At 59.3% G+C, this 16364-nt stretch carries 5 protein-coding genes; 2 read left to right on the plus strand and 3 right to left on the minus strand.

Annotated elements, in window-relative coordinates:
- Positions 1-12: 12 nt before the first annotated feature.
- The 3 genes from AC5SEM_RS28840 to AC5SEM_RS28850 all read right to left on the minus strand — a co-directional run bounded on the left by AC5SEM_RS28840 (position 13) and on the right by AC5SEM_RS28850 (position 10009).
- Positions 13-4407, minus strand: coding sequence for an NEL-type E3 ubiquitin ligase domain-containing protein (locus AC5SEM_RS28840; protein WP_495471805.1), 4395 nt, complete (start codon positions 4405-4407; stop codon positions 13-15).
- Between the two features lie 374 nt (positions 4408-4781).
- Positions 4782-7379, minus strand: a complete 2598-nt coding sequence (locus AC5SEM_RS28845; RefSeq protein WP_495471806.1) for a hypothetical protein — start codon at positions 7377-7379, stop codon at positions 4782-4784.
- A gap of 53 nt (positions 7380-7432) precedes the next feature.
- Positions 7433-10009 carry a hypothetical protein gene (locus AC5SEM_RS28850; protein WP_495471807.1) on the minus strand — a complete coding sequence of 859 codons (2577 nt, stop codon included), beginning with the start codon at positions 10007-10009 and terminating at the stop codon, positions 7433-7435.
- Positions 10010-10217: 208 nt separating this feature from the next.
- Between AC5SEM_RS28850 and AC5SEM_RS28855 the strand changes: the two genes are divergently transcribed.
- A complete protein-coding gene (locus AC5SEM_RS28855) occupies positions 10218-12530 on the plus strand; it encodes a YgiQ family radical SAM protein (protein WP_495471808.1) in 2313 nt (770 codons plus the stop codon).
- 534 nt (positions 12531-13064) lie between these two features.
- Positions 13065-16340, plus strand: coding sequence for a transglutaminase family protein (locus AC5SEM_RS28860; RefSeq protein WP_495471809.1), 3276 nt, complete (start codon positions 13065-13067; stop codon positions 16338-16340).
- The last annotated feature ends 24 nt before the right edge of the window (positions 16341-16364 follow it).

The raw sequence follows: 16364 nt of genomic DNA on the forward strand, positions 1-16364 counted from the left end.
ACGCTGTATCGATTACACCGTTGCGCCGCTCGGTCGCGGAGTTTCATCTGCAGGCGTGACGTTGGCAGAAGACGCCTCGATGGTTGTTCGAGGCTGCAGTTCCTGACGCGTCAGCGTCTGAATCAAAGTCGCTTCGACAATCGCCAGTTGCGCGGTCACATCATCGGTTTGTGAGTTGTATTGAGCCTCGCTCAGCAGGCGTTGCGCCGACTGACCGTCCAGAACCGCTTGACGGTCTTGAAACGGCTGACGACCCGCATCGAATTGCGCCTGGTACTTGTGAATGATGAAGTCTTGCCAGAAATCCATCGATACCAGCGCCTGAAACTCTTCGGGTGAACCATTCAATGCGATGACTTTTCGATAGGCCACATCCAGCATGGCTGGAGTCACGCCGGCCATACCGATAAACGAGAGTGTCTGCGGCTGAAACGGCAGTTGCAGCCGATCCTTGAGGCCAAAGCGGTAGGCCATGGTCATTTCATGGGGATCGCGTATGCGCAGGCCAAGGCTGTTTCGCAGCTCCCGAGATGTCGCCGGATCGTCGATGATTGCCCTGCTCAAGGCGATCTCTGCCGCCGCAAAATCGTCAACGTGCTTCAGACGAAACAAGCCTTTGGACAATTCCACCAATGGCGCGCCATTCATATCCTGACCGGCCTGCACGCGAGCCTTGTGAGTCATGGCCAGTACTTGCAGGTCGGTGAAAGTCGCTGCGGCGAGATCAGTGCAGCCGGCTTCGCACGCACGATCGAACAGCTCCCTGCGCAAGGTGCGCGTCTGTGCAGTGTCCCCGGTGATGACATCGATTACGTCCCAGGCCTGGCGCCGGAAATCGGCATGGTGAACGCGGCTCGCCAGAATGTTGAAGAAACCGTCCGAACCTTCCTGCTCGCGCAACGCGCGCCATTGAGCTTTTCTGGCGGTTACCTGATCGACGGTTAATCCCGCCGTCCATCGCGGATCCGGCTCCATGGCGTCTCTTGCAATGGGGAGTCGTGCAACGGTGGCAGACGTCGAGATCAGGTTGGGTGTTCGGTTCAGTGGCGTGCCGACTAACCTCAGTCGCTCGCCATAGGTTCGCAACTGCAGGCGGCTGGCGTCCGACAACGGATTGTTGCTCACCAGCGTGCCACTGTTGACCTGAACCGAATGCGCCAGGCGCTCCAGGGTCAGTGGAATGACAAAGTCAGGAATCGTGGTGATCTGATTGTGACTCAGATCGATTCCGGTCAGTAATGGCTGATCAAACAGACCGGTCGGCCATTGGCTGATACCCGTTCTCGCCAGATTGACTTCGCGCATATCGGTGATCTGGCTGAAATCCGGTATCACGCCGAGTTGCGGGTTGTTGTCTATCCAGAGTGCCCTGAGCGTTGTACGCCCGGCCAGTATCCGCGCTGTTTCTGCATTGAGCTCCAGTTGATTGTGTTGCAAAAACAGGCGCGTCATCCCATGCATTTCGCCCACGGCCGGGGGCAAGTCCCTGAGCCGGTTGTTCGACATGTCCAGCCAGCGCACATGGCGAAAACGGGTGAGAAAACCTTCCGGAGATGCGGTCAGGTTCATGCCGCTCAACCGCAGTGAGCCAACATGGCTGAAGTCGATGCTCAGATCCGGCAGGGTCGGCAGCGTCAGGCCGCTCAGGTCCAGTTCCAGACCGATGGGGGAGCCATCGAAGGCGTGCTTTTGCTCCGTTTCACGCCGCCAGCAACTGATGATTCGCTCGCGTGCTGTGGTGCGGTCATTACGGGTCGTGGCATTGATCTGCAGTTGATTGGCACGAACGTAACGCAGCCGGTTGCCACCCCCGGAAAAGACCCAATCGTCGAGCTGGGTTTTCAGCAGTTCGAACTCTTGTTCCAGCGCGAGCAAGCGCGGTGCAATGGTGCCTTTGTCATGGTTCCAGATGAACTCCCGGCACTCTTTGATGCTCTTGGTCGGGTACAGCTTTTGATAACGCTGCGCCCTGGAGTTATCGCTATCGAAAGCGCCGGGATTGGCCGGCTCCATCAGCTCAGGGTGAGACTCTTTCAGGCGTCGCCAGTAGAGGTCGAATTTTCTCCAGTAAGCGGAGGGAAAGTCGTTCCCCTCAAGTCGCGTGACGTTGTTGATCCGCGCGACGACTGAAAGTGTCTCGGGTGCCGGGTTGAGGTTCGCCTGGGGGACTTCCTTCAAGCGATTGTCGCGCAGGTCCAGGCTGGTCAGGCCGGCTTTGTCCTGCAGCCCGACAGGCCACTGACTGATCCCCGTGTTTTTCAGGTTCAAGACTTGTAACCCGGACATGGCGCTGAAGTCGGGCACTGTGCGCAGTTGGTTGTTGGACAGATCGATCTGTTTCAAATGGCGTAATCCGCTCAGCGCCATAGCGCTTTGCTCATCCAGTTTTATCAGGTTCGAACTCAGGTTCAGATGGGTGAGTTTGTCCATCTCGGCGATTTTGTTCGGCAACTTCTCAATGCCGGAATGGACAATGGTCAGGCTTTCCAGGTTTGGGCAGTTGGACAGAAGCGTATTGGCGGTGTCGGACCAGCCAACCGAATCGAGAGTGAGCGATTTGACGTGACTGAAATCCACGGTCAGCAAGGGCAGTGGTCCGTACAACGGTGGCAGTTTCAGTATGCCCTCCGACTCGCCGAGCCAGCAGCCTCTGATGATTCTTGCCAGACGGGTTGCGTTGATTCTGTCCGGTCCCGTGACGTCGGCTGGGCCGGATTGACTGTCAGCTATGTAGGCTTGCAGTTGCGTTTCGAGTAGATCAAAACCGGCAATGCGTCGGGCTATCTGATTCTCGACATCATCACCCAGGCCAATCAGATACTCCCTGGCAGCTTGCAGATCTTTGTCCGGGTACATGCGCCGCACCATCGCAACTTCAGGAATGTCTCCATCCAGTCTGAATGCGTCGGCCCGAGAGCCGGTGCGCATTGCCGGATAATCGGCCACCACACGCCGCCAATACACTTCGAGCGATCGCCAATAACCGTTAGGGAAGGGGTTGCCTTCAATCAGCGTGACCGCGTTGATACGGGCGATGGCCAAAAGCTGATCGCTTGACGGGTTGAGGATCGTCTGCGGAATTTCGCGCAGTTGGTTGTTACGCAAGTCGACCAGCTCCAGCGCCAACTGCTCGTGTAAGCCGCTGGGCCACTGATCCAGTCGGGTGTTGTTCAGGTTCAATGAGCGCAGTTGCGACATGCCGCTGAAGTCCGGCGTTCTTCCAAGCGGATTACCCGCCAGATCGAGGTGTTCGAGCTGGTTGAGCGTGCCCGTTTTTAACGCCGTTTGCTCATCCAGCTCAATGCGATTCGAGTTCAGATCCAGAGTCTTGAGAGCGGACATCTGTGCGATACCCGGCGGCAGCTTGTCCAGGGTGGAGTGGGTCACCGCCAGTTTTTCCAGGTTGGGAAAGCTGCCAAGGAAGGTGTCGGCGGTGTCCGACCAGGCGACCGCGGTCAGCTCCAGCGTGCGTACATGACTGAAATCAGCCGTCAGGGGCGCAAGGATCGCATCCCCCAGATCCAGTTTCAGCGTCGTCCCGGTCTGCCGTTTCCAGCAGCGTTTTATTTCTTCGACGGCACGCTCCACTGAGGGATGTGCAGGTTCGGTGGGCGACTCTGAGGAAGTCTTCTTGATCCAGGCAGCAAGGTCAGCCTTGAGCGACTTGTACTTGGCTTCTCGTTGGTCCAGATAGTTGCGGACGTCATCCCCCTGTGAGCGCAGAAGCTGAGTGATGTCCTCTTTCTTGAGGTCCGGAAACAGTCTTCCCGCGCGGGATTCAGGTGTGCGCAATTGATTGACTGCGGTGGCAAGCCGTTGCAGCAGGCTCGGGTGAGCGGGGCTGCCTGACTCGCTACGGAACATCCCGCCGGCGCCACCGACCGCAGTTCCCAGCCAGCCTTCGAGGGTATCGAAGATAATCGGTTCCGATCTTCCCGGACGCGTTGCGATGTAGGTATTGGAGCTATCGCCGGCAACCGGATCCTGCGCGCGGACAATGCGCATCACCGGAGTCGATGGGGTCGAAGCATCGATGTCGTGCAGCACCTGATAGCTGTGGTTGTCGATTACCGCATAGAGCTTGCCGTTGAAGCGGTGGAGTCCATCGTTGCCGCTTTGCACACCGCTGAAATCCAGCGGCGTGCGGAACGCTTCCAGGCGGGAGGCTGACAACGGCACGCCGATCGGCTCGAACTGCTCCAGTTCATGCCAGACCCCTGAGCTGGAGTCGCGCAGCAGCACCGGCCCCGTGGGCCTGGACTCGCTGGGCAGTCTGGCTCGATACAGTCCCGTTTCCGCATCCTTGGCGACCAGCACGATGCCTCCGGGCACGTCGGCGTATTGGCGGCCCTTGTGCGTTCTCAAACCGTCAGCGTTGCGATCCGACAAGCCGGTTGCCGCAGGCACCCAGTATTGCTCCAGCGATTGATTCAGCGACCGCGAACTTTCAATCGACACCGTGGGTTGATGAACCGTGATGGTCGGTGCCGGCCCGATCGGCTCGAGGTCAGCTTGTGTCCCCGATCTGCCGGGTCGTGGCGAATGGCCTCCCGGCGTCGGGATCTCGACATCTGTGCGCAGTGGCAGGTCGAGGCGCGGAGCGTCGATGTCTGGCAAAGGGGTTTGTCGAACGGAGGTATTTGCGGAACTACTGCCTTTGGGAGGCGATTTAACGGGCATGTCTTTCTATCCTTGTAGAGTTTGCACATCGGCTCGCATAGACAGGAACTGATGGCAGGGGCGGCGTCATTGCCTGGTTGATCGTGTAAGCCCAATACCCTTCACTCGGGTTTGGGGGGCACGGCAGCGGGGCTGGCCAGTGCAAATATTTTTGTCGCGGTCTTGCCGTCGAAGGTCTGACGCCAGATGGCCACATGCGGTAGGCCGGCCTGTTCATCGCGGCGCTGAGACTCGATGCCGCGTCTGCTCTGTGCGAGCGTTTTGAGATGCCCACCCCTTGTCTTGAAACTCAGGGGCACGGTGTCGTGCTGGTCATAGTGAAAATGGGCTTCCCACAAGGGGGTGTCGTCGGCACGGTCACGGAGCGAGTAAACGTCGAGAAACGACTTGCTTTCGCCTTTGCCCAACTGCTTGCGGTCAACGGTCTTGATCACATTGAGCTCGTCGGCATCGATCAAATAGTTCACGCGCATGATGTCGAGCTCGTGCTTGTTTTTGTACATGCGCACCAAAACGCTTTGGCCTTGAGTGGTCAGTAAATCAGCCGCGGTTCGCAGGCGTGCAGTCAGGTCGAGGATTTCGCCATCATCGGGGGCGCCGTCGAGGTTTTGCAGGCGTCTTGCCTGCTCGGCCAGGCCTTCCGACGCTTTATCCAGGTCGTCCAGTATCTCGCTCGGATTGGTGTGTTTTGCCTCATCCATCCTGGCCTTGGCAACGTGTTGTTCGACTTCTGCCAGCAACTGTCTGGCCTCGGCGATAAGTTGTGGCCGGGGTGTGCGAGTAATGGGCGAGCGCACACGCAACCATTCGCCTTGTCTTTTTTCGTAGCGCGCAGAGGGCGAATCGGGGCGCAGTGGATCGGGTACCTTGACGATGACGTTGCCGTCCTGAGTCGTTTCCATGTCCCCGACCAGTACCCGGTAAGTGCCATGCTGACGGACACGGAAAACTTTCCTCGGCGGTACCGGGCGAGCATTTTCGGAAGGGTCGGGCTGCGGTGGAACAAAATCGAAATCGATGTCGTGGTTGACGCTTGGCAGCGCGGTGTTGCGATCAAACGAGTCAAGAATTTCGCTTAGCCTGTTTTCGATGCGCTTCTCGAATGGACCGATCAGGTTGAGAATTTCCCTGATGTAGTCGGTCCTGGAAGCATCGGTGGCCGCCAGTTGCATTTCAAAGCGGGACTTGTCTGTCCTTATCTGATCAAGGGTTAACAACAACGCCATCGGGTGATCGCGCTGCGGAACGTTTTTCAAATCGCCGGTGATCAAATCAATGGACGCAAGCGAGGGCATGGTTGTATTGGGCGCATGGTCGGGCGTACCCGCAAACAAGTGAACGAAGAGCGTCAACTTGTTGAAGTTGATGCGCTCGGCCGATGGCACTTGCTGCCTGATTTCTTCGAGTGTCGGGACCGCTCCGGGATCGGCTTTTCTGATTTCAGCCATGACCACTTCCCGCTCCTCGATAAACCGGAGTTTCTTGTTCAAGTGGGGGATGATCTTCTTGCAACTGTCGGCGTCGAGTCTTGAAATCGTAGGTTTGACCCTCAAGTCCATGGCCGCCATGAGCCGGTTCAGAAATTCCGCACGTTCTATCCGGAAGGTGTGCAGTTCCTGCTTGAACAGCCCGCTTGCTTTCGCGTGGATCAGCCAGTTCTTGTTGAGAAGAAGCGACTCCACGAAGTCCGCTTGCTTGTGAATGTGCTTGAGCAGATTCACTTCGACGTTGAGCAGCTTTGCGTTTCTCTGCGCACTGCCCTCAGGCAATTCTCTGGCCCCAGCCCACAGGTAGTTATGACGGTCAGACGAACTTTTCAACTCCGCATGGGCCTTCTGAAACGGCTCATACATCTGCAACAGGACCTCTTTGCTTAACCGGGCAATCTCCGCGTCCTGGATGTCACCCTTCAGGGGGGGCAAATGATAGACCCAACGGTTTGTCTCATCGCGGCGGACAGTTCGCGTTTCGCCGATGCGGCTGGCCCGGTAGATGTTCGCGCTGTCGATTGCCACGGGGTCTTTCGGGTTGACGATACGCCACACTTTTTGTGTCGAGGTGGAGGCGCTCACGTCGTGCATGACCTGATAAACATGATTGTCGATGGTCAGGTACAACCGGCCTTCGTGGCGAAATACGCCTTCGCCGTCGGCCCTGGTGCCTGTGAAGTCCGGATTTGTGCGAAGCGTCTGCAGGTGAGTATCGAACCCGGCAACGGCGTCACCGTCATTGAGCGAATGCCAGAGACCGCTGTCGGCGTCGCGCAGCAATAGCGGCCCTGACGCAATCCGTTCGACGGCGAGTCGGGCGCGGTAGAGACCCGTCTGCGGGTCTACGCCGACCATAGCGATGCCGTCGTAGGCCACGTCGACATATGCGCGTCCCTTGAGCATCCTCAAGCCTTCAGGATTGGCCGGCGGCATACGGTCAGGTACCGCGAGCCAGTAATGCTCCAGCGGTTGAGGCCCTGGTGTACCGGTTTTGTCTGGTGTCGAGTGCGCGATGACGACGGTTGACGGTCTGATCGCGTCGAGGTTGGCAATGCTGTGGGGGGGGACCGGTCGCGTCTGGGAACCAAGAGCAAACGACGATTCCAGTGTCGTATGCGGTGCTTGCCCCGTGTGACCTTGCAGCGGTGCATCCGGGCGAGAATGACCGTGGGCCTTGGTGGTGACCCTGACGGTTTTTTTGGGAGCCATGTTTTTCATCCTTGAAAAAAGTCCCTCAGCCCCTGGTTCGGGGAGAGGCTGCTTTATGAGGCCAACTGGAATATTTGCTGCGCTGTCGACAGGTCGATGTCTTCACGCCAGATCCGCACGTGTGCTCGACCGGCCTGTTCATCCCGGCGCTGGGATGACGTGCCGAGCCTGCTTTGCTGCAGGGTCTTGAGGTGGCCACCCTTGGCAGTGAAGTTCAGCGCCGGGCTGTCTTTGTCTGCGTAGTGAAAATGGGCGTGCCACAACGGCGTATTGCTTTGCCTGTCGTTCAGGGTGTAAACATCGAGAAAGTCTTTTTTGTTGCCTTTCCCCAACTGCACTCGGACGTGGGTTCTGGTAGCGCTGAGATGCCCGTGGTTGATCAGGTACGCCACTCGATCAATGCTCAGATAGGCCGGGTCTTTGTACAGCCGCAGGCGAATCTCTTCGCTTTCATTGAGCAGGCGCTGGCTGTCGTATTCCAGACGCTGGAGCAACGTGGCCGTATCAACGGCACCGGGATTCGGGGCTTGTTCTATTTGCCGGGTGACTTCAGTGAGATCGTCGGCCCGGTCACTGAGGAATTCAACGATGCTGGTGGCGTTGCGTTTCGCGCGCTCATCGCGCCAGGCCGCGTTCAAGTGAGAATCGGTTTTTTCCAGAAGTTGTTCGGCCTGGGTAGTCAATGTCGCCAGATTTCTTTCTTGCCGGGCAATCTGGCGGCGCCATTCGCCTTCCCTGCGTTCGTAGGTCTGCAAGACTTCTGCCGGATCATGGGGGTTGATGACATCTATCAACTCTTCGCCGGCAGCCGTACGGCGTGGCCGACCGACACGAATCCTGTAGACGCCGTGGTGTTTGCTGCGAAACATCTTGCGCGGTGCGGCGCTCGGCTGGTTCCGGTTTTGCGCAGGGATAAAGTCGAAATCAATCGGTTGCTCGTGGGGCGGCAGCGCTGACGTCGTGTCCTGCTCTTGGTGGAAACGGTTCAGGTGCTCTTCCAGCGTGCCCTCGAAGGTGCGGATGGCCGCGACGATTTCTTCTCGTGAACGGCTATGGTGCGCGCCGCTCGGCAGTTGCAGTTCCTCGTAAGAAACTCTGATTGCCGACGTCTGATCCAGCAGATCGCTGAGCAATGCAATGCGCGCTTGCTCAGGGATGCTGCCGAACGCACGGAAGGCAAACGTGACTTCGCCAAAACAGAAGCCGAGGTATCGGGCGTGGGCGTTGTTGACGTCGACTGTAGCCTCCGTATCGACGAACATCCGGCTTTTGGCGTAAACCCAGAAGGCCACGGTATCGTGCAGATCCATCGGCTCGAACGCTGCATCATTCAACTCGCTTTGCGACAAGCGCCACTTGTTCAGCAGTTCATCGGCAATGGCCTGACGTTGTTTGAGAATCAGCACTTTGCTCGACAAGTGGGCTGCGACCTTGGGGTAGTCTGAAACCGGACCGCCGAAGATCGGTCCGTCGAGGAGTTGGCGCGAATCATTGGCGATCATCAGTTGGTTGAGCGTCAATAATCGGCCTTTTTGCAGCATGATGACTTTGTCGCGGTAGGCCGTGCCGCCTCTGGCCGCGACGATCCGCTCCCTTTGTTCAGTGTGCACGCCGAGGGTTTTTTCGAGTATCGACAGTTCCCGTTGATGGTGTTCTTCGAGTTGCTCCAGTACGTTGCGCTCGCCATCGGTACCTTTCAGGGCCTGCCAACGGTTTTGTAACTGCTCGCCCTTGGCCATCGCCTGGTCGAACTCCAGATCCAGTGCCTGCAGTTCGAATATCAGGTCGGCCACGCGCGCGGCTTCCGTTGGCCTTGCACTGCGACGCATGCCCCCCGCACTGCCCACCAGTGTTCCCAGCCAACCATCGCGAACATCAAAGGCAATCGGCTCCGATCTTCCCGGACGGGTAGCGACGTAAACATTTCCGGGATCGGCAGCCACGGGATCGGCAGGGCGGACGATCCGCATTACGGTCAATGCCGGCGAAGACGCATCGAGATCGTGCAGGACTTGATAGGCGCGGTTTTCGATGACGACATAGAGCTTGTTGGCGTATCGATGCACGTGGTCCTGGCCGGCTCGCGCAGTGCTGAAATCCAGCTCGGTGGCGAACGCTTGCAGGCGCGTCGCGGACAAGGCGAAGGTGACAGGCTTGGACACCTCCAGTGGATGCCAGAGCAAGTCCTGGGGATCACGCAGAAGCGTCGGCCCGGAAGGCATTCGCTCACTGGGGAGTCTGGCCCTGTACAAACCGGTTTGCGGATCTGCCACGACAGGCACGACGCCGCCGGGCACATCAACGTAGCGGCGGCCCTTGAATATCCGCAAGCCCTCTGCGTCGGGAGCGGGCAGTTGGGCTTGTTCATCGATCCGGTAGTGCTCCAGCGGCAGGCTCCGCGCAGATGCCTGGCTGACTGCCTGTGGCGCATGGCTGATCATGACCGAGGGTGCCGGGGTAATTGTGTCCAGGTCCGCTCCCGCCAGGGTTCTTTGGTGCGAGTGCACGGCGCGGGTGGGCGTTGCGTTGGGTGGCACAAACCGGTGCGGCAAAGGCACGCCTGGCGGTTCGCTGGGACGTGGATGAACATCGACGGTGATGATGCCCCTGATGGGCGATTTCGGTGACATTTCTTCATCCTTGAAGGGTTGTCACATCAGCCAGCTTCAGCACTGGCCGATGAATATGTGATTTGAATGGTGAATTTTCGTGTCCGGTTGTCGGGTAAGTCACGTACCGCGAAGGCTGTGAGAGAAACCGACCATTGCCGTCGGAATTGGTCAAAATTTGTGCTATATTCCGCGCCCGCGATTTTTCACTTCAACACCGGTCGTCGACATGCAAGCAGCCAAGCCGTTATTTGACTATCCAAAATATTGGGCCGAATGTTTCGGGCCAGCGCCATTCCTGCCGATGAGCAGGGAGGAGATGGATCAGCTTGGCTGGGATTCCTGCGACATCATCATTGTTACCGGTGATGCCTACGTCGATCACCCGTCGTTCGGCATGGCGATCATTGGCCGGCTGCTGGAGTCTCAGGGCTTCCGCGTCGGGATCATTGCGCAGCCGAACTGGCAGTCCAAAGACGACTTCATGAAGCTCGGCGAGCCGAACCTGTTCTTCGGGGTTGCGGCGGGCAACATGGACTCGATGATCAACCGCTACACCGCGGACAAGAAAATCCGTTCCGATGACGCTTACACGCCAGGCGGTATGGCCGGCAAGCGTCCGGACCGCGCGAGCCTGGTTTACAGCCAGCGCTGCAAGGAAGCCTACAAGCACGTGCCGATCGTCCTTGGCGGCATCGAAGCCTCGCTGCGCCGCATCGCCCACTACGATTACTGGCAGGATCGCGTGCGTAACTCGATCCTGATCGACGCCAGCGCCGACATTCTGCTGTACGGCAACGCCGAGCGTGCGATTGTCGAAGTTGCTCAGCGTCTGTCCTACGGGCACAAGATCGAAGACATCACCGACGTGCGCGGCACCGCGTTCATTCGTCGTGATACGCCGAAAGACTGGTACGAAGTCGACTCGACGCGTATCGACCGTCCGGGCAAGGTCGACAAGATCATCAACCCGTACGTGAACACTCAGGACACCCAGGCCTGCGCCATCGAGCAGGAAAAGGGTCCGGTCGAAGATCCGCAGGAAGCCAAGGTCGTACAGATTCTGGCCAGCCCGCGCATGACCCGTGACAAGACCGTGATTCGCCTGCCGTCGGTTGAAAAGGTCCGTGGCGATGCGGTTCTGTATGCCCACGCCAACCGCGTGCTGCACCTCGAGACCAACCCGGGCAACGCCCGTGCGCTGGTGCAGAAGCATGGCGAAGTCGACGTCTGGTTCAACCCGCCGCCGATTCCGATGACCACCGAAGAAATGGACTACGTGTTCGGCATGCCTTACGCGCGTGTTCCGCACCCGGCGTACGGCAAGGAGAAGATCCCGGCCTATGACATGATCCGTTTCTCGGTGAACATCATGCGTGGCTGCTTCGGCGGCTGCACCTTCTGCTCGATCACCGAGCACGAAGGCCGGATCATCCAGAACCGTTCCGAAGAGTCGATCATTCGCGAAATCGAAGAGATCCGCGACAAGGTTCCTGGCTTCACCGGTGTCATTTCCGACCTCGGCGGCCCGACCGCGAACATGTACCGCATCGCCTGCAAAACCCCGGAAATCGAATCCGCGTGCCGCAAGCCGTCCTGCGTGTTCCCGGGCATCTGCCCGAACCTGAATACCGACCATTCGTCGCTGATTCAGCTGTACCGCAGCGCCCGTGCGTTGCCGGGTGTGAAGAAGATTCTGATCGCTTCCGGCCTGCGCTACGACCTCGCGGTCGAGTCGCCGGAGTACGTCAAAGAGCTGGTGACCCACCACGTCGGTGGTTACTTGAAGATCGCCCCGGAACACACCGAGGAAGGTCCGCTCAACCAGATGATGAAACCGGGCATTGGCAGCTATGACAAGTTCAAGCGCATGTTCGAGAAGTACACCAAGGAAGCGGGCAAAGAGCAGTACCTGATTCCGTACTTCATCGCCGCCCACCCGGGCACCACCGACGAAGACATGATGAACCTCGCGCTGTGGCTCAAGGGCAACGGCTTCCGCGCCGACCAGGTGCAGGCGTTCTACCCGTCGCCGATGGCCACCGCCACCGCGATGTACCACTCGGGCAAGAACCCGCTGCGCAAGGTCACTTACAAGAGCGACGGCGTGACCATCGTCAAGAGCGAGGAGCAGCGTCGTCTGCACAAGGCGTTCTTGCGTTATCACGACCCGAAAGGTTGGCCGATGCTGCGTGAAGCGCTGATCCGCATGGGCCGCGGCGACTTGATCGGTTCGGGCAAGGATCAGTTGATCCCGACCCATCAACCGGCGACCGACAGCTATCAGAGCGCCCGTCGCAAGAACTCGACGCCAGCCGGCAGCCATAAAGTGGCGAAGGAAGGCAAAGAGAAGACCACCAAGACTCTCACTCAGCACACCGGTCTGCCGCCGCGTGCCAGTGATGGTGGTAATCCTTGGGACAAGCGTGAACAGGCCAAGGCAGCGGCGTTTGCCCGCAACCAGCAGGCGGCCAAGGAGCGCAAGGACGCCGCGAAAGGCAAAGGGCCGAAGCCGACACGCAAGCCGGTCGTGCCGCGCTAAACATCGCTTGAGCTGAACAGAACGCCAACCTTCGGGTTGGCGTTTTGCTGATCGTTCCCACGCTCCTGCGTGGGAATGCCTCCAGGGACGCTCCGCGTTCCAGCCTTCCCCCGGAGTCATGTCGAGCATGGGTGTGACGCAGAGCGTCACGGGCTGCGTTCCCACGCAGAGCGTGGGAACGATCAAAATTTATGCAGGCCGCAAGATCCATCCCCCTCACCCCAGCCCTCTCCCCCATGGGGGGCGAGGGGAAAGGGAGCAGATCTCCATGCTTTTCAAACCTGAGTTCGACTCAATACTTTTAAGTCGGCGTATCTCTAACATCCACCTCGATCAGTCCCCTCTCCCCCCCGGGTGAGGGCTAGGGTGAGGGGGGGCTTCGCAACATTTACGTGCAATCAGCCCAAACCATTTCCCCGCATCGCCCGATTTTGGTGCTGTACTGCCCTAAGCATTCCGGGAAAGCGCCCAAGCCTCTGCATGGCATAAGTCTTGCGCGCTTTCGAATACGCTTAGGCTCGCAGGAGGCACGCCGTGTCGATTCATGTCGCATTGCATCACGTCACGCATTACCGCTACGACCGCGCTGTCGAACTCGGCCCGCAGATCGTTCGCCTGCGCCCGGCTGCCCACAGCCGCACGCGGATTCTGTCGTATGCGCTGAAAGTCTCGCCCGAGCAGCATTTCATCAACTGGCAGCAAGACCCGCAGGGCAACTACCTCGCCCGATTGGTGTTCCCCGAGAAAACCAAAGAATTGCGCATCGAAGTCGATCTGCTCGCCGAGATGGCGGTGTTCAATCCGTTCGACTTCTTCCTCGAACCCTATGCCGAGAAAATCCCTTTCTCCTACGCCGCCGATGAGCGCAAGGAGCTGGCGCCGTACCTCGAAACCCTGCCACTGACGCCGAAATTCAAAGCCTATCTGGACGGAATTGACCGCACGCCGCTGCCGGCGGTGGACTTCCTCGTGGCGCTCAACCAGCGCTTGAGCGAAGACATCGGTTACCTGATCCGCATGGAGCCGGGCGTGCAGACGCCGGAACACACCCTTGAGCATGCCTCGGGTTCCTGCCGCGACTCGGCGTGGCTACTGGTGCAGTTGCTGCGTAACCTCGGCTTGGCTGCACGATTTGTCTCCGGCTACCTGATTCAACTCACGGCAGACGTGAAGAGCCTCGACGGCCCGTCCGGCACTGAAGTCGATTTCACCGACCTGCACGCCTGGTGCGAGGTGTATCTGCCGGGCGCGGGCTGGATCGGCCTCGATGCGACTTCCGGGCTGTTTGCCGGTGAAGGGCATATCCCGTTGGCCTGTAGTCCCGATCCGTCCTCGGCGGCGCCGATCAGTGGCTTGGTCGAGCCCTGCGAATGTGAGTTCAGCCACGAAATGTCGGTGGAACGGATCTGGGAGGCGCCGCGCGTCACCAAGCCCTACACCGATGAGCAGTGGCTGGCGATTCAGGCGCTCGGCCGGCAGATCGATGCCGACCTGCTGGCGGATGACGTACGCCTGACCATGGGCGGCGAGCCGACCTTCGTCTCCATCGATGATCCGGACGGTGCCGAGTGGAACACCGCCGCGTTGGGCGCGGATAAACGTAGGCTTTCCGCCGAACTGTTCCAGCGCATGCGCAAGCATTACGCGCCGAAAGGTCTGGTGCATTTCGGTCAGGGCAAGTGGTATCCCGGCGAGCAATTGCCGCGCTGGTCGCTCAATTGCTACTGGCGCCGCGACGGCGTGCCGATCTGGCACAACGACGCTTTGATCGCCGACGAGCAACAGGATTACGGCGCCAATGGCGAATTGGCCGGGCGCTTCCTCGCCAGTGTCGCCGAGCGTCTGAAGTTGCCTACACGTTTTGTGTTCCCGGCCTACGAGGACAATTTCTATTACCTCTGGCGCGAGGGCACATTGCCGAGCAACGTCAGCGCCGAAGATTCGCGTCTTGAAGAGCCGCTTGAGCGCGCACGCCTGCGCAAAGTCTTCAGCCAGGGCCTGAATAAAGTCATTGGTCAGGTGCTGCCGCTGGCGCGCACGGCCAAGGGCGATCAGTGGCAGAGCGGGCGCTGGTATCTGCGTGATGAGCACTGCCGGCTGGTGCCTGGGGATTCGCCGCTGGGCTATCGCTTGCCGCTGGGTGCGCAGCCTTGGGTGAAAGCCGCCGAATATCCGTTTATTCATCCACAGGATCCGAATCAGGATTTTCCCGAGTTGCCGCAAACTGCGCAGCTCAACAGTCCAGGCGAAGCTGCGACGGCCGACGAGCGTGTGCCGAAAATCGACGAATCTGCCGACTGGCTGACCCGCACCGCATTCTGCGCCGAGGCGCGGGAGGGGCGTTTGTACCTGTTCATGCCGCCGTTGGAGCGGGTCGAGGATTATCTGGAGCTGGTGGCCGCCATCGAGGCCACCGCCGAAGAACTGCATTGTCCGGTGTTGCTGGAAGGCTACGAGCCACCGAGCGATCCGCGTCTGAGCAATTTCCGTATCACCCCGGATCCGGGCGTGATCGAAGTCAACGTGCAGCCGTCGGCAACATGGGACGAGTTGGTCGAGCGCACCGAATTTCTATATGAACAGGCGCGCCAGACGCGGCTGACCACCGAGAAATTCATGATCGATGGTCGCCACACGGGTACCGGTGGCGGTAACCACTTTGTTCTCGGCGGTGCGACGCCGGCCGACTCACCGTTTCTGCGTCGCCCCGATCTGCTGCGCAGCCTGATCAGTTACTGGCATAACCACCCGTCACTGTCGTATCTGTTCTCTGGATTGTTCATCGGTCCGACATCGCAGGCGCCGCGTGTCGACGAGGCGCGCAATGACGCTCTGTACGAACTGGAAATCGCTTTCGCGCAGATGCCCGAGTCGGGCGAGGAATGCGCACCGTGGCTGGTCGATCGACTGCTGCGCAATTTGCTGATCGACGTCACCGGCAATACGCACCGTGCCGAGTTCTGCATCGACAAACTGTACTCGCCGGACGGCGCCACCGGACGTCTTGGCTTGCTGGAATTGCGCGCGTTTGAAATGCCGCCCCATGCGCGGATGAGTCTGGCCCAGCAGTTATTGCTGCGGGCGCTGGTCGCACGTTTCTGGCGTGAGCCTTATGCACCGCCGAAACTGGCGCGCTGGGGCACCGAGCTGCACGACCGTTTCTTGCTGCCACACTTTATCGAACAGGACTTTGCCGACGTCATCGTCGAACTCAACAGCGCTGGCTATCCACTGCGCGCGGAATGGTTTGCCGCGCATCAGGAATTTCGTTTTCCCAAGGTCGGCGATTACGCCGTTAACGGCATCGAACTGGAACTGCGGCAGGCGCTGGAGCCGTGGCACGTGTTGGGCGAGGAGGGCGCGGCAGGTGGCACGGTGCGTTACGTCGACTCATCGCTGGAGCGCCTGCAGGTCAAGCTCAAAGGCTTGCCGCCGCAGCGTTATCTGCTGACCTGTAATGGAATCGCCGTGCCATTGCATCCGACCGGACGCGTGGGAGAGTTCGTTGCTGGGGTGCGTTATCGCGCGTGGCAACCGGCTAATTGCTTGCAGCCGACCATCCCGGTGCACGCGCCGCTGGTGTTCGACCTGCTCGACACCTGGATGGGCCGCTCGCTGGGCGGTTGTCAGTACCATGTCGCCCATCCGGGCGGGCGCAATTACGAGACGTTGCCGGTCAACGCCAACGAAGCGGAGAGCCGGCGGATGGCGCGATTCTTCCGCATCGGACACACGCCGGGGAAACTTCCTATACCGAATGTAGAAATCAGTGACGAGCTACCGATGACAATCGATTTACGACGTTTCTAAGGCCTACGCGACACGCGGATTTTT

It is taken from the genome of Pseudomonas sp. CH61 (assembly GCF_059429415.1).

Bases quoted from the DNA above. Each gene is read 5' to 3' on its own strand.
- AC5SEM_RS28845 (WP_495471806.1), bottom strand. From the start codon at position 7,379: ATGGCTCCCAAAAAAACCGTCAGGGTCACCACCAAGGCCCACGGTCAT.
- AC5SEM_RS28850 (WP_495471807.1), bottom strand. From the start codon at position 10,009: ATGTCACCGAAATCGCCCATCAGGGGCATCATCACCGTCGATGTTCAT.
- AC5SEM_RS28855 (WP_495471808.1), top strand. From the start codon at position 10,218: ATGCAAGCAGCCAAGCCGTTATTTGACTATCCAAAATATTGGGCCGAA.